This window comes from Roseburia sp. (assembly GCF_041325975.1).
Taxonomy (GTDB): domain Bacteria; phylum Bacillota; class Clostridia; order Lachnospirales; family Lachnospiraceae; genus Roseburia; species Roseburia rectibacter.
This window is the reverse complement of the sequence record NZ_JBGLEJ010000005.1, coordinates 1,490,217-1,508,344: the sequence shown is the minus strand read 5'-3', so window position 1 is coordinate 1,508,344 and position 18,128 is coordinate 1,490,217. Positions and strand designations below refer to the sequence as shown.

Below are 18,128 nucleotides of genomic sequence, written 5' to 3'. Positions count from 1 at the left end.
AAAACACAAAAAATGTGAATATTTCACAAAAGCAATGTATAAATTATTGACATGAAATATTTAGAAACATATAATGTGATTGGAGGTGTGGGATATGTTACTTGAATTTTCATGCAGTAATTATAAGGCAATTAAGGAGAAAATAGTATTTTCCATGGTTGCAGGAAGTGATAAATCACATCAGGAAGAATTGTATGAATTTGATGATTACCGGGTGTCAAGAATCACATCTGTATATGGTGCAAATGGTGCTGGAAAAAGTACATTGATTGATGCGGTAGGGTATCTAGGCTTTTTGGTGAGGGAATGTGTGAAATTTCAGGAAGGAGATAAGATTCCGAGAACACCACATAAACTTTCAGCAGAGAAACCGACAGCGTTTGATATTCAGTTTGTTGTGGATGGAATACGTTATGCGTATGGATTTTCCATGAATGATGTTGAGTTTCTGGATGAGTATTTGTATCATTTTCCATCTGGAAGACAGGCGAAGATATTTGAACGTGAAGGTACAAAGTTTTCATATGGAATAAAGTATAAGAAAGAACTGTCTCAACTGGAGAGTAAGACAAAAAGTAATAAATTATTTCTGACTACGGCAGAAGCGTGGTGCAGTTTAAAGGAAATCATTCATCCTTTCAGGTTTTTTAAAGAAGAATTGATTGTTCATGGAATTGGACCTGATAATTGGTTTGAATACTCTGCAGAACAGATTCGGACAAATTCTGGTATGAAACAAATATTAGTTGTGTTCATGCAAAAAATAGGAATTCCAATTAAGGATATCCAGGTAAAAATAGAAAACAGACAATTGACAACACAGGATATGCCGCTTGAATTATTAAATAAGGTCCAGATGTTAACTGGTATGGGTTCATTGCAGACAATAGAAGTAAAGTTTGTATATAAAGATTATATTTTGAATATCAATGAGGAGTCACAGGGAACACAGAAACTTTTTAAATTGCTATGTCCGTTTATAGATGTGCTAGTCAATGGAAAAGTGTTATTTTATGATGAACTTGAAGCTAGTCTCCACCCTGCACTTGTAGATGAATTAATCCACACATTTAAAAACTGGAAAAGTGAAAAAAATCCACAATTAATTTTTTCCTCCCATGATACAAGTTTGTTGGATCTGGATTTATTCCGCAGAGATCAAATATGGTTTGCAGAAAGAAATCCCGGGTTGTGCACGACAGAGTATTATTCTTTAGTGGAATTGAAAAATGTCAGAAAGGATGACAATATAAAAAAAGGATATATCAATGGTCGATATTCGACAATTCCGTTAAAGGGAAGCAGTTTGATCGAAGTTTTGGGAGGTGAATAAATTTGGAACGAAAGCTAGGACTCAGTTCCAGAAATGAAAATTCCAGAAATATGTTAGTGCCGGATATGCACGTTTCAAAACTTGATGAAATGTATGAACAGTTTTGCAAAAATGTGGAAACGGTAAAAGAAAAGTTTCATATTGCAGAACAATTAGATAACGTTCATGAAGAAAAAGCAGTAAAAGATATTTATCGGTCACAGATTGTGTTTTTGGAAAGTGCACTGGATTATTATATGCATTGTCTTGGAATTTATGCGATGGTACAAATGTATAATAATCACTGGGATAAAACACGGGGATATTCCGATTTAAAGGTGCCGATTGATAAGGTAATGGATGCTGTTATGCATCCCGAAAATACAGGGTGGATTGACGCGGTAATTGTGTCTTACCATGCATCAAAAACATATATGAGTGCGAAAGAGATTAAGGGGCAGTTATCATTAATTGTTGGAAAAGATTTTTTTGATAAAATAGCAAATGAAATGTTTTATGACAAGGAGAGCAGAGTGAAACCAGCAGACAAATTGGCAAGAGCATTGACAGATTTGTTTGAACGCAGAAACAAGATAGCACATCAGGCAGATAGAAATCACCAGACGGGAGATTTGTATGATATTAACCGGCAGGATGTGGAAAATGCAATAGGTGTTGTTGAAACATTTGTTACAACTGTTCATAAGTTATTAACGGAATAAGAGTACTGCATGACATAAAAAAGCAAGGGACAACATCCCTTGCTTTTTTCTCCCCTCTGTGCTACACTGTCACAAGCTGACAAGACACATGTTAACCACATGAAAAACAGCAAAGAGGAGTAAGAAACTCCGGATTGGAGAAATTATGGAAAAAGTAAAGGCATTTTGTAAACGGAAAAACATTGAGATATCCGTCAAGCGCTACCTGATTGATGCACTTGGTGCGATGGCACAGGGATTATTTGCATCGCTTTTGATCGGAACAATCATCAGTACACTTGGAACGCAGCTTCATATTCCGATTCTTGTGACAGTCGGAACTTACGCGAAAGCGGCAGTCGGACCGGCCATGGCGATCGCAATCGGATATGCACTGCAGGCAGCGCCCTTAGTACTGTTTTCACTTGCGGCAGTCGGTGCGGCGGCAAATGAACTTGGCGGGGCAGGTGGGCCGCTTGCGGTACTTGTGGTTGCAATTTTTGCAGCAGAATTCGGAAAAGCAGTTTCCAAAGAGACAAAAATCGATATTATTGTCACTCCGTTTGTGACCATTTTTGTCGGGGTCGCGCTTTCTATCTGGTGGGCTCCGGCGATCGGTGCGGCAGCGAGTGCAGTTGGCAATGCGATCATGTGGGCAACGGAACTGCAGCCGTTTTTCATGGGAATCATTGTATCAGTGATCGTAGGAATCGCACTGACACTGCCGATCAGCAGTGCTGCGATCTGTGCCGCACTTGGACTTACCGGTCTTGCAGGAGGGGCAGCACTTGCAGGATGCTGTGCACAGATGGTTGGATTTGCAGTGGCAAGTTTCCGCGAAAATAAATGGGGCGGACTGTTTGCACAGGGAATCGGTACATCGATGCTTCAGATGGGAAATATCGTAAAAAATCCACGTATCTGGCTGCCGGCGACATTGGCGTCTGCAATCACCGGACCGATCGCAACGTGTCTGTTCCATTTACAGATGAATGGTGCAGCAGTTTCCTCCGGTATGGGAACCTGTGGACTGGTCGGACAGATCGGTGTCTATACCGGGTGGATTGCAGATATTGAAGCGGGAAGCAAAACAGCCATCACACCAATGGACTGGATCGGACTGATCTTAGTCAGTTTTATTCTGCCGGGCATTTTATCATGGCTTTTTAGTGTGCTGTTCCGTAAAATCGGCTGGATCAAAGAAGGTGATATGAAGCTGGACTTATAAATCGGTAAAAGTTTAGAAATAAATCCCCAATAATAAGGAAAGTATGGTATACTGTAAATAGTAGTCATTACAGGGACGCTATGTATAAAATTACATTTTGCGCTGCAAAATAAGGAGGATTTTTATGGATAAGCCATTCACCTTAAGTGAGGGCGTTGACAGTTGGAACACGATTATTTTTTTATACAATTCCGCATTGAAGGAGGTACGTACCAAAGTTGAAATCTTAAACGATGAGTTTCAGCAGGTACATCAGTACAACCCAATAGAATATATTAAGTCAAGGATCAAGACGCCTGAGAGTATTGTGAAAAAGTTAAAGCGTTACGGATATGAGTCGTCGATCGACAATATGGTTAATTATGTCAATGACATTGCAGGTATCCGTATTGTCTGCTCTTTTACTTCTGATATTTATAAGCTTGCAGAGATGATTGGAAAACAGAACGATCTGACCGTTATTTCCATCAAGGATTACATTAAAAATCCGAAGGAGAGCGGTTATAAAAGTTATCATATGCTTGTAACTGTTCCGATATTTTTATCGGACTGCGTGATCGATACCAAGGTGGAGATACAGATCCGGACGATGGCGATGGATTTCTGGGCAAGCTTAGAGCATAAGATCTATTACAAATTTGAGGGAAATGCGCCCGGCTATATCAGCAGGGATCTAAGAGAATGTTCCGATATTGTTTCTATGCTGGATGCAAAGATGCTCCAGCTAAATGAAGCAATCATACAGGCGAAAGAAGCACAGGAGGAGCAGACGGGTGCAGTATAATTACGACTTCGAGATTATGTCACTCGTCATTTTTGTGGTTATCAGCGGTCATTTCCTGTTGATCAGACAGTTCCCAACGGTTAAGTCGAAAGTATTTGGCAGACTGCTTTGGGTGTGTCTTGGCGAGTGTATCGCAAATATTTTATCATGTATTGGACTGGCAAATGCAGCAATCGTTCCGCTAATCTGGAACGAATTGTTTGCGTTTGCTTTTTTTGCGTTGGAAGGAGCGGCTTCTTATCTGATGTTCCGCTATATGGAAGAGGTATGCAGCTTTTCCGGAGTAGCAGGTCGGATGATAAAATACATGGGAAAAGTCCCGTTTTTCTTTTTCGAGATCATGCTTTTAGCGACACCGTGGATGGGCTTTTTCTTTTATTTTAAAGATGGCAGCTATTATCAGGGAAATTTTGCATGGTTTGGCTATGTGTATATTGGATACTATTTTTTTATGAACCTGCTTCTTGTGTTTTTGGGGAGAGCGCGTATTGAGACGCGGATCAAGGTAATCGTTATCTTATACAGTATTGTGGCAGTTCTTATGGTGGTGCTTCAGTATGAGAGAAAAGAAATGCTGCTTACCAGTGCGGCAAATATGCTGTTTATTCTGATGATCTATATGGCAATGCAGAATCCGTCTGCTTATATTGACAGTGAAACCAGAACCAGTGATGAGCAGGCATTTCTGATCCAGATGAAAAATGTAACGGAGCAATCCGGCAAAAAAGTATTTTTTGTGGTACATATCAGACAGATGCATCATATCGAAATGCTTTTAGGATATGAAAACAGCAGGCGGCTGTTTGCCGAAGTGGGACATTATCTTACCGCACTGTGTGGAAAGTTCTGTGTGTTTCGCAATGCGGAGGATACATTTACCATTCTGCTGGATGAGGGAAAAGAAGAACACATAAAGGGGCAGATCAAAAAAAGATTTGAACAGGATTTTCATGTGTCTGGCAATTCGATTTCTTTAAATGAGATCATGATCACCCTGCATTATCCAAGAGATTTTTGTTCTCTGGCAGAGTACAGGGCACTGTATGGATATTTGCTGGAAGCGGCACAAAATTCAGGGAAACAGATCTTTTTTGAGGTGGATGAAGCCGTAAAAAAAGACTATTACCGAAGAAATAAGGTAGAGCAGGCGGTGGATCGTGCAATTACGGAAAACAGATTTGAAGTATATTATCAGCCGATCTATTCCCTGAAAGAAAAATGTGTTGTATCATTAGAGGCGCTGGTGCGTCTGAAGGATGAAAAACTTGGAGCCATTCCACCGGATGAGTTTATTCCGTTGGCGGAGCAAAACGGAACGATCACACAGATCAGTGAGATCGTACTTGAAGAGTGCTGCCGTTTTCTGGCAAAACATGTACTTCCAAATCCATCGCTTGGGATACGGACGATTCATGTAAATATTGCTGCAGCGCAGTGCCTGAACCGGAATCTGAAAGAAAGCATACTGCCAGTGTTAGAGCGTTATCATGTGCCGACACATATGATCACACTGGAGCTGACAGAGCGGACAGCGATTGAAGCACCAAAGCTGATGTTATGGCACATGCAGGAGTTTGGCAAAATCGGCATGGGGTTTGCAATGGATGACTATGGAAACGGCAATTCAAACTGTTCTTATCTGATCCGTTTTCCATTTCGGGAAATCAAGATTGATAAAGACATGACCTGGTCCTATTTTGAAAATCCAACTGCAAAAATCGTGATTGAAAATGAAATAAAGACGATACAAAAACTCGGTCTCCCGCTGATCATGGAGGGCGTGGAAAAGAAAGAACAGAGTGATGCCCTAGAGACGCTTGGTGTGGATATGATCCAGGGATATTATTACGGGAAACCGATGCCGGAGACGGAGTGTCTGCGCTATATCAGAAGAATGCATTTTGCCAAAGAGGAATATGGAAAGAGTTGATGGAAAGTTTATGTTAAAAATAGCATTTTGTGATGATGATTTAGAGATATTAAAAGAACTTGGTATCTTATTGGACAAATATAAAAAAGAAAGAGACGAAGACCTTACCTGTACGGTATTTCAGAGTCCCTTAGAGTTACTGGCCGCGATTGAGAAAGGGTTTTCTTTCGATATTTCATTTTTGGACATTTTAATGCCGGGGGAAAACGGAATTGAGACTGCAAAAGAAATCAGACAGTATGATAATAATATGAAAATTATTTTTCTTACCTCATCTCCGGAGTTTGCAGTACAGTCTTATACGGTCGGGGCATATTTTTATCAGTTAAAGCCAGTCTGGGAGGAAAGCTTTTTCCGGCTGATGGATTCCGTGCTTGCAGAGTGCACAAAGACACAGGAAAACAGTCTGATTCTGCGGAGCAAAGAAGGAATTACAAGAATTGACCTTGAAAAGTTAGAATATTGTGAAGTGATAGGACGGACGCTCTTTTTTCATCTCGGAAATGGAAAAGTATTTGAGAGTGTCGGCAGTTTAGACGATTTATTTTTGCAGTTAAAGCCTTATGGCAATTTTTTACGGCCACATCGGTCATTTCTGGTAAATATGGATTATATACAGAATATTTCTTACCGTGCAATTAAACTGATAAGTCTTGCAGAAATACCAATCCCGCATGGAAAATGCTCGGAGATAAAGAATAAATATCTCGAGTATGCGTTTAACAGAAAGCAGGTATTTTTATCATGAATCTTCTTTATGTAACAAATGGTGCAGCAGTCGGGATATTCGGCATGGTTTTGTCCGGGGCTTTTTGTGATATTCACTGGACGAAAGAAAAACGGGAATTTCTTGTTGGAAGTATTTTTGTGCTGCTTGCCATGCAGGGCGTGATGTATCTGTTGGCCGGGGCAGCGACAATCCGTTATCTTTATCCTGTGATCACACATGTCCCGATGTGTATTGCCCTTTACATTTTAACGAAAAAACGTCTGTGGACAGTGATTTCCGTGCTGACCGCTTATCTCTGCTGTCAGCTTCGCAGGTGGGTGGCACTTTTTATAATGGCTGTGTTTGTGAACAGTGAAACGGTGCAAAATGTGACGGAACTGATTGTTACACTGCCGTTATTATTTCTTTTACTGCGCTTTGTGGCACCCTCGGTGCGGGCAATATCAAATTATCCCGTGTCAATACAGCTTCAGTTCGGGTTGATTCCGGCATTGGGCTACGGCTTTGATTACCTGACGAGAGTTTATACGGATTTACTTTCAGAAGGCATACCGGCGGCAGTGGAATTTATGCCGTTCGTCTGCTGTATTGCTTATCTGGTGTTTGTGCTTCGTACTTCAGAGGAGGAGCGGAAGAAAAATGAACTTGAGCAGATGCAGAGCTGTCTGAATCTCCAGATTTCCCAGGCGGTCCGCGAGATTGAGGCTTTGAGGGAGTCGCAGAAAGATGCCAGTACCTATCGGCATGATTTAAGACATCATATGCAGCATCTGTTATCATGTATCGAGAATGGAAAAATTGAACAGGCAGAAGGCTACATTCATGAAGTATGTGTGCAGATTGAGGCAGGCAGGGTAAAAAATTACTGTGAGAATGAGACGGTCAATCTTATTTTTTCCTCTTTTGCAGGAAGGGCGGAAAGTGCTGGTGCCACAATGAACATAAAAGCGGTGGTGCCATATATTCTTCCGGTTTCGGAGACAGATTTGTGTGTGCTTTTATCAAATGCGTTAGAAAATGCACTCCATGCGTGTACCGCACAGGAGCAGAAGGGAACGATAGATATTTTAGCGTATGAGAAGAACGGGAGGTTCTTTTTTCAGGTCACGAATCCATGCAGAAAAGAAGTAGCATTTGAAAACGGTGTTCCGGTTACCGACCGGCCGGGGCATGGAATCGGCGTACGCAGTATTTGTGCAATTGTTGACCGGTATGGTGGTATGTACAGCTTTCTGGTAGAAGATAATAAATTTATTTTACGCGTTTCTTTATAAGGTGCAGCTTTATGCTGCACTTTAAAAGAGACAACAAAACTACATATGAAAAATAAAAAATGTCGATTGAGTGCACATTATAGTCGATTCAGAACAAGTTAATCCACTGCAGCACAAAATACGGTACATTAATGTCAACAGAGAGAAATGAAAAACAAATGACAAAGGAGAGAAAAATTATGAAAAGAAAAATTTTAGCAATTATGTTGAGTTCAATGCTGGCATTCTCTTTTACCGCCTGCGGGAATACCGAGGAGACTGCTGATGGCACAGTGACAAACGCAGAGGCAGATGTAGATGTGGCAGATACTGGCACTGATGTGGAGACCGATGCGGCAGAGAACGATGCAGCAGATATTGTTGTGGACACAGAGGCAGCAGATGCACAAAGCGAAGATGTGGAAACAGATTCTACCGAGGACTTATTCTGCCTGCTTGATGTGCCGATTTTAGAGATGCCGGACTTAGCAGGAACAACCTGGAGTTTCTGTGGGGGTAACATTGGCGGTGTGCAAATGACACAGGACGATTATGATGCTGCATTAGAGCAGTATGGCGGAAAATTGGAGATCGTGTTTAGCGATGATGGTTCCACTGTACAGATGGTACAGGGAGGTGGAACGTTAGACGGTGTCTGTGAATATCATTATGAGGATGAAGGTGTGCGTTTAACATTTGACAATAACGGCACAGATCTGGTATACGCCTGCGTGTTTGCAGATTTTGACGGACTGACAATGGTAGCATTGTCCGATACTTCCGGATACAATGCAGTATATTTTGTACAGTAAAGGAGTATTTGAATGGAAATCTCTGTAATTGTTTGTTTGCTTGTGATTTTGCTTGCCATATGGATTGTTTCTGTACGGAAAAAATTAGCGATCATGGATGAAAATATCAATCATTCCATGAATCAGATCGGAGTGCAGCTTTCGTCACGGTTTGATGCGTTACTTTCCCTGCTTGATTTTACAAAAAAATATGCAGGATACGAGGCACAGACACTTACAGATGAAGTAAATGAAAAACGGTGTATCATTATGGAAACTTCCACACCGGAGGAGGTTTTGCGCCAGGAAGGTGTGATAAACGAGGTGCTTTTCCGGACACAGACGGTTTTAGAAGAATATCCGGGTTCGACTGATGAAAATGAATACATCAAATGTATGGACGCGGTAGAGTGTTATGAAAAAATGGTGCAGACCAGCCGGCTGATTTATAATGATTCGGTGACAAAATTAAACAGAGAGCTTCACATTTTCCCAACCAGTGTACTTGCACATATGCTCGGATTTGAAAAACGGGATTATCTGGTAGAAAATTAGCAGAAAAGGAGATGCAAAGGATGAATAAGTTACACAGAAGCAGGTACATAAATGTAGTTGTATCAATGATGATGGCATTTTTGATGCTTGCTGCAATGGGAACGACACAGGTACATGCAGCACAATATACAACGGGAACGATTGATCCTGCCGAATTGAAAGCTGGAGATGTGGTTTACAGGGGGGTTCAGTTAACGGTAGACAGACAGATTGTGGTTTGTAAAAAGTGCAATATGATATGGATTACGACGGGCACGAATTACGGTACCGGAGACATGAAACGCTTTGAGGTGGTGACTACAGAAGCCCATAAGGATCATCCGGCTGAGGTGGGGTATAGCAAATTTAACTGGTATTTCAGCCTTGACAGCGACAGTAATAACCCATTGTTAAAAAATACGCCATATACGATTGTAGAAAATGCTAACATTAAATACACGATTACGTATAATACAAATGGTGGCAGTCAGATAGCAGAGGAAAAGCAGACGAACCTGCCAGATCCGCTGCCAGCTGCGACGAAAGATGGATATGATTTTGTCGGCTGGTATACAGATGCAGATTTTACGACGATTGCGCGGCCGGGACAGGCACTTACTGCCGACACGACTCTTTATGCAAAATGGGTAGAACACAGGCACACATTTAGGGATGAGTGGAGCAGCAATGATACTTCCCATTGGCATGCTGCCACGTGTGAACACACCACAGAGAAAAAGGATGAGGCAGCTCATATTTATGGAACAGCAGGTGTGGAAAGATATACCTGTACCGTCTGCAAATATGTAAGTGAAACAAGAAAAAAAGAAGCTGAGGCTGCAGATAAAAACATTAAATACACGATTACCTATAATACAAACGGTGGCAGTCAGATAGCAGAAGAAAAGCAGACGAGCCTGCCTGATCCGCTGCCGGCTGCGACGAAAGATGGATATGAGTTTGCCGGCTGGTATACAGATGCAGATTTTACGACGATTGCGCGGCCGGGACAGGCACTTACTGCCGACACGACTCTTTATGCAAAATGGGTAGAACACAGGCACACATTCAAGAATGAGTGGAGCAGCAATGATACGTCCCATTGGCATGCTGCCACGTGTGAACACACCACAGAAAAAAAAGATGAAGCAGCTCATGTTTATGGAACAGCAGGTGCGGAAAGATATACCTGTAGTGTCTGCAAATATGTAAGTGAAACAAGAAAAAGAGAAGCTGAGGCAGCAGATAAAAAGAATACGGAAAGTAAACCGGTAAAAGTAAAAAGGACAGAGGCAAAAGACGCAGCATTAAATTCGAAATTTAATGTGAAAGCAGGAAAGACGGTCAAGGTAACTTGGGGAAAAGTTAAAGATGCAGATGGTTATGATGTTTATATGGCATACTGCGGAAAAGATAAGGAAAAGGTTGTAAAGTCCGTAAAGGCAGCGGATAGTTTATCTGTTGAGATCAGCAAATTGAAAAAGAAAGGAATCAATCAGAAAAAAAATATAAAATGTCATGTTCTTGCATATAAGATGGTTGATGGCAAAAAAGTAACAGTTGCGAAATCGATCACGATACATGCAGCAGGAAAGAAGAATAAATCAGTAACAGATGCAAAAAGCATTAAACTGAAAAAGACTTCTTATGTATTGGCAAAAGGGAAAAAAGCTGTCGTAAAAGCTTCGATTGTCAAGAAGAATAAGAAACGTCCGATCATTAATCATATATCGGAATTCCGATATGCTACATCAGACAGTAAAGTGGCAGTGGTATCTAAAAATGGTAAGATCACCGCGAAAGGAAAAGGATCCTGTTCTATATATGTATATGCAACAAACGGATGTGCACAAAAAATAAAAGTTGTGGTCAAATAAGAGAGACAGGTATAAAGTGAAAATGAATGTGTAGGAGAAAAGCTGCCAATGATAGTGATAATATCATTAGGCAGCTTTTTATAATGAACAAAGGAAAAAGAAAACGTGTATTTTGACTGGATTATATAGTATAATATATTCCGTGTCTGAGAGAGAAATAAAACATAAGAGGATAGTGCGTGTGAAAAATAAGATTTTTCACACGCAAGAATGGGGATTAAGATGAGAATAGGATTTGATAATGACAAATATTTAAAAATTCAGTCGGAGCATATCAAAGAACGCATCAGCCAGTTCGGTGATAAGCTGTATCTGGAATTTGGTGGAAAATTATTTGATGATTACCATGCGTCGAGAGTACTGCCGGGATTTGCACCGGACAGTAAACTTCAGATGCTGATGCAGCTTTCGGATGTTGCAGAAATCGTAATTGTGATCAGTGCGGCGGATATTGAGAAAAACAAGGTGCGTGGAGACCTTGGCATTACTTATGATGTGGACGTTGTCCGTCTGATCGGAGAGTTTGAGAAAAAAGGACTCTATGTCGGAAGTGTGGTCATCACACAGTTTGCCGGACAAAATGGTGCAGTGCAGTTTCGGGAAAAACTCGAAAAACGTGGAATCAAAGTATATCAGCATTATAAGATCGAGGGGTATCCGTCGAATATTCCACTGATCGTCAGCGAGAATGGTTTTGGAAAAAATGATTATATTGAGACGACAAGACCGCTTGTGGTTATTACTGCGCCGGGGCCTGGAAGCGGAAAAATGGCAACCTGTCTTTCACAGCTTTATCATGAAAACATTCGCGGAACCAAAGCCGGCTATGCGAAGTTCGAGACATTCCCAATCTGGAATCTTCCGTTGAAGCACCCGGTCAACCTTGCATATGAGGCTGCAACAGCAGACTTAAATGATGTGAATATGATTGACCCGTTCCATCTGGAAGCATATGGAAAGACAACGGTAAATTATAATCGTGATATAGAAATATTCCCTGTTTTAAATGCCATTTTTGAGGGAATTTACGGTGAAAATACCTATTACAAATCGCCGACTGATATGGGAGTAAATATGGCAGGAAACTGCATCATCGATGATGAAGCCTGCTGCGTGGCATCTAAAATGGAAATTATCAGACGTTATTACACCGCAGTGAATAAGCTGGTAAGAGAAGAAGCGACCGAAAATGAAGTTTACAAGATCGAGCTTCTAATGAAACAGGCGAAGATTACAACAGACGACAGAAAAGTTACCGTTGCCGCAAAGAAGCGTGCGGAGGAATCAGGTGTTCCGACCGCAGCGATCGAACTTTCGGATGGAACGATCATTACATCAAAAACGTCTGATTTCCTTGGAGCATCAGCAGCATTGCTTTTAAATGCTTTAAAATATTTAGCTGGAATTGAACATGACGAGAAGCTGATCCGCCCGGAGGCAATTGAGCCGATTCAGGATCTGAAAGTACGTTTCTTAGGAGGAAAGAATCCAAGACTTCACACAGACGAGGTTTTGATTGCGTTATCTCTCGCGGCGGTTTCCAATGAAAATGCAAAATGCGCCATTGAGCAGATCCCTGCACTCCGTGGCTGTCAGGTGCATACGTCGGTTATGCTTTCCGAGGTGGATATTAAGATTTTCAAAAAACTGGGTGTGGATCTGACGAGTGAACCGGTACGCAGTGGATTGAAGTTATATTAAATTTATATGGTGTATCATGAGCTATAAAATAAAGTGAAAGAGGAAATACATGAATCTGGTTAATATAGAGAATCTGACAAAGGTCTATACCGAAAGAAAGTTATTTGATGGCGCGTCATTTTCGCTGCAGGATGGGGAGAAAGTCGGTATCATTGGCGTCAATGGAACCGGAAAGACAACACTTCTGCGGATGATCATGGGGGAAGAGGAGACAGACGAGGGAACCGTCACGACGGCTAATCATGTGGTAATGCGTTATCTGCCGCAGCATCCGGAATTTGATCCGGAAAAAAGCAGTCTGGAATGTGTACTGGAAGGAAATGTGACAGATGAAAACCGCTGGTCTGTTGAAAGTGATGCCAAGGCAATGATGACCCGGCTTGGAATTAAAGATTTCATGCAGCCTGCGGGACAATTATCCGGTGGACAAAGAAAGCGTCTGGCATTGATATCGGTACTTCTTTCCCCGGCAGATATTCTTCTGTTAGATGAGCCTACGAACCATTTAGATAATGATATGGCAGACTGGCTGGAGGATTATCTGAAAAAATGGAGAGGTGCGCTTATCATGGTAACACATGACAGGTATTTCTTAGACAGTGTGTGTAACCGGATCGTGGAGATTGATAAAGGAAAAATTTACAGTTATCAGGCGAATTACTCCGGGTATCTGGAACTAAAAACCCAGCGTCAGGAAATGGAAACAGCCAGTGAACGAAAACGTCAGTCGATCCTGCGTGTGGAACTGGAATGGATACAAAGGGGAGCAAGGGCACGTTCTACAAAACAGAAAGCACGCATCCAGCGTTATGAAGAGCTGAGAGATCGTGAAAATCCGGCGCAGGATTCACAGATGGAATTAAGTTCTATTTCTACAAGAATGGGAAAAACGACCGTGGAGCTGGAAAATATCTGTAAGGCTTATGGAGACAGAAAACTGATCGAGGATTTTTCTTATATCTTTTTGAAGGGAGACAGAGTTGGATTTATCGGACCAAACGGTTGTGGCAAGTCTACTCTGATGAAAATTATTGCAGGTATTATTCCGCAGGACTCCGGACAGGTCATTATCGGACAGACTGTGAAAATGGGATATTATGCGCAGGAAATAGCCTCAGAAAAAAATGAGGATGAAAATGAAATTGATCTGTCATATATGAACCCGGATCAGAGAGTGATCGATTATGTAAAAGATACGGCAGAATATATCCAGACTGTGGATGGAGTGATATCCGCAACCGTTTTATTGGAGCGTTTCCTATTTCCACCGGAAAAACAGTACAGTCCGATTGGAAAACTGTCAGGCGGGGAAAAGAAAAGATTAAATCTGCTCCGGGTATTGGCAACATCCCCGAACTTTATATTGCTGGATGAGCCTACAAACAACCTTGATATAGCTACGCTGACGATTTTAGAGGACTATCTGGACCGTTATGAGGGCATCGTTGTTACGGTATCGCATGACCGTTATTTCCTCGACCGGACAATGAAACGTATCTTTGCCTTTGAGGGAGACGGAAAACTGAAACAATATGAAGGCGGTTATACAGATTATGTAAACCGTCTTGCAGAAGAGGGCAGGACACCGGGAGAAACCGGACTGAATCAGTCTGCAGGTGCAGCAGGTAGTACACCGGGAAATTCAAAAAATCAGGAATCGGGAGAAAATGGAACCGTGAAAGCCGATTCGACTGCAACCTGGAAGCACGAAAAGAAACTGAAATTCAGCTATAAAGAGCAGAAAGAATACGAGACGATCGAGGATGATATTGCAGCACTCGAACAAAAGTTAGAAGATTTAGATAACGAGATGGCAGCGAATGCCACCAATGCAGCAAAGCTGCGGGAGCTGGTTGAGGAGAAAGAAAACGCAGAGAAAATGTTAGAAGAAAAGATGGACAGGTGGGAGTATTTAGAAGAGCTGGCGGCAAAGATCGCAGGGCAGCAGAGCTAGTGTACTGAATCATTGATACAGTACACTGGAAAGCCTGCCTGTCAGTCCACGTTCAGGACAAATGTATTCTTGCCGTTCTCTTTTGCCTGATACATTGCCAGATCTGCCTTGCGGATTAGCTGTGTATAGTCAAGCGTATCGCCCTGGGACATGACAATGCCGATACTGCACGGCACCGGCAGCACCTCGCCGGTCTGTTCGTTGACATGCTGCGTGCGCAGAATCTCAAGAATTTTGCCGGCATTATGCCGGATGCGTTCCGGTTCTAACTCACCGGCATAGCAAAATGCAAACTCGTCCCCTCCGATCCTGCCGACTGCACCGTGTATGTTTTCTTTAAGTGTCTGCGCTACGAACTGGATGACAGCATCGCCCTCCTGATGACCGTAATTGGTATTATAATCCCTGAAATCATCGATATCGACAAAGCCGAATGTGATCTGTTCATGGCTTTCAACCGCCCTTTGCACCATCGAAAGCATCTCTTTTTCAATCGCTTTTTTATTTTTGATACCGGTCAGAGGGTCGTTCTCTGCCATCTGTAAAAGTTTCTGCTGACGCTCTTTTTCTTTCCGGTCTGCCTGTTCCACATAGTCTAACAGCTCGTTGATACCCGCAGCCAGTTCACCTGTCTCATGTTTTTCCTGAATGTGAACGCGCAGGGAATAATCCTCACTTTCCCTGATTTGCGCAAATACCTGCAGAATATGGGTAATCGGTGCGAAAATTTTCTTTGTCATAAAATACTGTGTACAGCACACGCCGATGATGAGTGCAGAAAGACCGAGCGTGATCAGCATGCCATAGGTTCTTCCAGTCTGCTTCTGTGCACTCAGATTTTCAGTCACACGGATGCCCCAGCAGGTATTTTCCACATCGGAATAATATGTAATATAATCCTGTCTGTGATAGCGGTAGCGCACATAACCGGACGGATTTTTCTCATGGTCGATCGCATCCCATTTTTTCTGAAAATCATTGCGGTCGGAACTTTTAGAGACAAATGTCTTTAAGCTTCTCTTGTTTTTTGTGTCACCTGCCGTGATGATCGCCCCATTGCCGTCGAGAAGATAGAAAGTTCCATCTGCAAGCGTGTCCATATTCAGCCGCAGGTCGTCAAAATATGCCGTATCCAGCTCCTCCATCACATAGCCGATCAGTTCATTATTATAATAGACGCCGGTATAGGCGGGCACGACATTTTTCCTGCCGTCATCTGTTATACGCTCATACACGTCACCGATCATAAATTCGCCGGTCTGATATTTAGGATCGACATCTTTCATTGCACTGACAGTGCCCGGTTCGTACTCTTCACTTGAACTGACCACATGAAAATTCCGGTTTACCACAGAGATGCTCGCTACAAAGATACTGTATTTTTTGCGTTCCTTCAGCAGATTGTCTACATAGTTTCGTGCCAGAGGGCTTTCATTTTCCCTTAGACTGTAAAGGATCGCGTTCTGCGTCAGCTGATAACTCGCGATCATGTCCATCTCGTTATTGCGGTCCTGCGTAAAGTTTTTGATATTCATCACCTGATTTTCGCTGATCGCCTGCACATTCTGCTCCGTCAGCTCATCGATCTTGAGGTTTGTCTCATAAATGGAAAAAATCCCGAAGATACCAAGCGGTATCAGGGTAAAAAGTAAAAGTAACCCTAAAATACTATGCTTTAATTTCATGACTGCAGCTTCCTCCATCTTTTATCTATTTTATAGCGAAACTGTTGTTTACGTCAACTGTTGTCCACAACACCTGAAAAGATATTGATATTAGATGTGTATGATAAGACCATAGAGGTATTCCGGGAAACAATTGCAAATGCTTTGATCCATAGGGTGTGGGATGTAAGCGGAACCTTCCTGCGTTGTCAGGTGTGTCTGCTTTTTGTCCGGTGCTGCAATGCATTAAACCATGTCTGCGGCAGGGAGAATCCGAAAATGATACCCAGTACGATCGCACCGGCAACCTTGATCGTTTCCATGCCATAGCGGGAGAAATCTTTCATCTGGTTCATGATAAAGTAATAGGAAGTATAATAAATTCCCGCTCCAGGTACAAGAGGGAAAATACCAGCGATCAGATAAATAGTTACCGGATTTTTCCGAATGGCAGCGACAGTTCTTGAAAAGACTGTGAGAGCAAGTGTTGCGACCATATTTGCAATGACAGTACCGGTATCAAACTGCAGGCAGATCAGATATACGATCCATCCGATCGCACCGGTAAGTCCGCAGAAAATAAGTTCTGGTTTTGGCGCACAAAACAGTACTGCAAAAGAAAGTGTTGCGATCATACTGACAATAAACTGGATAAACATGGTTGTCATAAAATACCTCCTATTGCAAGATTGTAGATCGTCATGACAGTTCCGACGCCTGCCGCAATACAAAATGCCGTAAGAACAGCGTCAATCATGTGGATCGCACCGGAGAGATAATCACCGTTGAAGAAATCCCGGATCGAGGTTGTCAGCGCAATTCCAGGTACTAAGGGCATGATTGCACCGATAATGATCTTGTCATATAAAACAGGCAGTCCGACTGAAAATGTAATCAGACTGACGAGTGTCACAAAAGCACTGCCGAAAATGTTGGTGATAAATTTTGAGGTTTTCCGCTGTGCAAATTTTTTTAATATCAGATTCAAAAGCGCACCGGCGATAAATGCGATCACGCCGTCTAACGGAGTTCCGCCAAACAGGTAGGCAAAAGCACCGCTTCCAAGCCCGCAGAAAAATACTTCTGTCCATTTCTTACAGGTAGGAATCGCTTTGCATTCATCCAGACGCGTCCAGGCATCTTTTAAGGAGCATTCATGAGAGCAGATCTCTCTGGAAAGTTGGTTTAAGGCTGCAATACGTCCAAGATGCGTCTGACCGAGCGGAATGTGCCGGATCATACTGCACGCGTCATCTTTATTTTCATTTGCACTTGCAAAAATTCCATTTGAAAGTACATAGACATCATATTCTTCGATTTCATATGCTTCTAAGATATGCATTACGGTATCTTCCACACGGTACACTTCCGCACCATTTCTAAGAAGTGCATCGCCGGTCTCCACCGCTAAAGATAAAATTTCCTTTGTGACTGCCATGTTGCAGTTCCTTTCTACTATATGATAGGTCTGATAATGATAGCTGTTAAAACAGGTTTTTTCTTAATAACACTCATGAAAAAATAACATGTTTTTTTGTAAAAAGCAATCTGTCGTGTGAAAAAATATATATTCAGATTAATATATGAGCTGTCCGCCAAATAATGGTTTGTTGGGCTATGAGTTCCCCGGCGAAGGGTGGCGTCGCAGTTTTGTGAGTGGCAAATTGCA

15 protein-coding genes are annotated in these 18,128 nt (G+C 42.1%); 12 read left to right on the top strand and 3 right to left on the bottom strand.

Translation table 11 applies throughout. The annotated features are described in order from the left end of the window. The first annotated feature begins 94 nt into the window (after positions 1-94). The 12 genes from ACDD58_RS18100 to ACDD58_RS18045 all read left to right on the top strand — a co-directional run bounded on the left by ACDD58_RS18100 (position 95) and on the right by ACDD58_RS18045 (position 14,795). Positions 95-1,333 carry an ATP/GTP-binding protein gene (locus ACDD58_RS18100; RefSeq protein ID WP_118209459.1) on the top strand — a complete coding sequence of 413 codons (1,239 nt, stop codon included), beginning with the start codon at positions 95-97 and terminating at the stop codon, positions 1,331-1,333. Between the two features lie 2 nt (positions 1,334-1,335). Further along, positions 1,336-2,034 (top strand): HEPN domain-containing protein, encoded by a 699-nt coding sequence (locus tag ACDD58_RS18095; RefSeq protein WP_242655460.1) that lies wholly within the window; start codon positions 1,336-1,338, stop codon positions 2,032-2,034. 145 nt (positions 2,035-2,179) lie between these two features. After that, on the top strand, positions 2,180-3,241 hold the full coding sequence (locus ACDD58_RS18090; RefSeq protein ID WP_118209458.1) for a PTS transporter subunit IIC: 1,062 nt from the start codon (positions 2,180-2,182) through the stop codon (positions 3,239-3,241). A 124-nt stretch (positions 3,242-3,365) separates the two neighbouring features. Beyond that, entirely contained in the window at positions 3,366-4,025 is a 660-nt protein-coding gene (locus tag ACDD58_RS18085; RefSeq protein WP_117921982.1) for a GTP pyrophosphokinase family protein, read from the top strand. After that, positions 4,015-5,955, top strand: coding sequence for an EAL domain-containing protein (locus ACDD58_RS18080; protein WP_370778596.1), 1,941 nt, complete (start codon positions 4,015-4,017; stop codon positions 5,953-5,955). The genes ACDD58_RS18085 and ACDD58_RS18080 overlap by 11 nt, the downstream gene beginning before the upstream one ends. Beyond that, positions 5,942-6,703, top strand: coding sequence for a LytR/AlgR family response regulator transcription factor (locus ACDD58_RS18075; protein WP_370778595.1), 762 nt, complete (start codon positions 5,942-5,944; stop codon positions 6,701-6,703). Before ACDD58_RS18080 ends, ACDD58_RS18075 begins: the two co-directional genes overlap by 14 nt. Then, positions 6,700-7,959 carry a sensor histidine kinase gene (locus tag ACDD58_RS18070; protein WP_370778594.1) on the top strand — a complete coding sequence of 420 codons (1,260 nt, stop codon included), beginning with the start codon at positions 6,700-6,702 and terminating at the stop codon, positions 7,957-7,959. Before ACDD58_RS18075 ends, ACDD58_RS18070 begins: the two co-directional genes overlap by 4 nt. A gap of 179 nt (positions 7,960-8,138) precedes the next feature. Beyond that, positions 8,139-8,750: an isomerase gene (locus ACDD58_RS18065; protein WP_243006896.1), complete on the top strand. Its 612-nt coding sequence runs from the start codon at positions 8,139-8,141 to the stop codon at positions 8,748-8,750. 12 nt (positions 8,751-8,762) lie between these two features. Next, positions 8,763-9,284 carry a LemA family protein gene (locus tag ACDD58_RS18060; protein WP_015521477.1) on the top strand — a complete coding sequence of 174 codons (522 nt, stop codon included), beginning with the start codon at positions 8,763-8,765 and terminating at the stop codon, positions 9,282-9,284. A 20-nt stretch (positions 9,285-9,304) separates the two neighbouring features. Further along, complete coding sequence (locus ACDD58_RS18055; protein ID WP_370778592.1) at positions 9,305-11,140, top strand: InlB B-repeat-containing protein; 1,836 nt, start codon at positions 9,305-9,307, stop codon at positions 11,138-11,140. Between the two features lie 222 nt (positions 11,141-11,362). After that, positions 11,363-12,841, top strand: a complete 1,479-nt coding sequence (locus ACDD58_RS18050) for a DUF1846 domain-containing protein (protein ID WP_117921985.1) — start codon at positions 11,363-11,365, stop codon at positions 12,839-12,841. Positions 12,842-12,890: 49 nt separating this feature from the next. Further along, entirely contained in the window at positions 12,891-14,795 is a 1,905-nt protein-coding gene (locus tag ACDD58_RS18045; protein WP_370778591.1) for an ABC-F family ATP-binding cassette domain-containing protein, read from the top strand. Positions 14,796-14,836: 41 nt separating this feature from the next. Here the strand turns inward: ACDD58_RS18045 and ACDD58_RS18040 are convergent, their stop codons facing one another. From ACDD58_RS18040 to ACDD58_RS18030, 3 genes are all read right to left on the bottom strand, one after another. Beyond that, a complete protein-coding gene (locus tag ACDD58_RS18040; protein WP_370778590.1) occupies positions 14,837-16,480 on the bottom strand; it encodes a diguanylate cyclase in 1,644 nt (547 codons plus the stop codon). A gap of 188 nt (positions 16,481-16,668) precedes the next feature. After that, positions 16,669-17,118 (bottom strand): threonine/serine exporter family protein, encoded by a 450-nt coding sequence (locus ACDD58_RS18035; protein ID WP_186899452.1) that lies wholly within the window; start codon positions 17,116-17,118, stop codon positions 16,669-16,671. Positions 17,119-17,123: 5 nt separating this feature from the next. Next, positions 17,124-17,897, bottom strand: a complete 774-nt coding sequence (locus ACDD58_RS18030) for a threonine/serine exporter ThrE family protein (protein WP_117921988.1) — start codon at positions 17,895-17,897, stop codon at positions 17,124-17,126. Positions 17,898-18,128 lie beyond the last annotated feature (231 nt).

Coding starts and splice junctions, on each gene's coding strand:
- ACDD58_RS18100 (WP_118209459.1), top strand. CDS start 95: ATGTTACTTGAATTTTCATGCAGTAATTATAAGGCAATTAAGGAGAAA.
- ACDD58_RS18090 (WP_118209458.1), top strand. CDS start 2,180: ATGGAAAAAGTAAAGGCATTTTGTAAACGGAAAAACATTGAGATATCC.
- ACDD58_RS18085 (WP_117921982.1), top strand. CDS start 3,366: ATGGATAAGCCATTCACCTTAAGTGAGGGCGTTGACAGTTGGAACACG.
- ACDD58_RS18075 (WP_370778595.1), top strand. CDS start 5,942: ATGGAAAGAGTTGATGGAAAGTTTATGTTAAAAATAGCATTTTGTGAT.
- ACDD58_RS18070 (WP_370778594.1), top strand. CDS start 6,700: ATGAATCTTCTTTATGTAACAAATGGTGCAGCAGTCGGGATATTCGGC.
- ACDD58_RS18065 (WP_243006896.1), top strand. CDS start 8,139: ATGAAAAGAAAAATTTTAGCAATTATGTTGAGTTCAATGCTGGCATTC.
- ACDD58_RS18060 (WP_015521477.1), top strand. CDS start 8,763: ATGGAAATCTCTGTAATTGTTTGTTTGCTTGTGATTTTGCTTGCCATA.
- ACDD58_RS18055 (WP_370778592.1), top strand. CDS start 9,305: ATGAATAAGTTACACAGAAGCAGGTACATAAATGTAGTTGTATCAATG.
- ACDD58_RS18050 (WP_117921985.1), top strand. CDS start 11,363: ATGAGAATAGGATTTGATAATGACAAATATTTAAAAATTCAGTCGGAG.
- ACDD58_RS18045 (WP_370778591.1), top strand. CDS start 12,891: ATGAATCTGGTTAATATAGAGAATCTGACAAAGGTCTATACCGAAAGA.
- ACDD58_RS18040 (WP_370778590.1), bottom strand. CDS start 16,480: ATGAAATTAAAGCATAGTATTTTAGGGTTACTTTTACTTTTTACCCTG.
- ACDD58_RS18035 (WP_186899452.1), bottom strand. CDS start 17,118: ATGTTTATCCAGTTTATTGTCAGTATGATCGCAACACTTTCTTTTGCA.
- ACDD58_RS18030 (WP_117921988.1), bottom strand. CDS start 17,897: ATGGCAGTCACAAAGGAAATTTTATCTTTAGCGGTGGAGACCGGCGAT.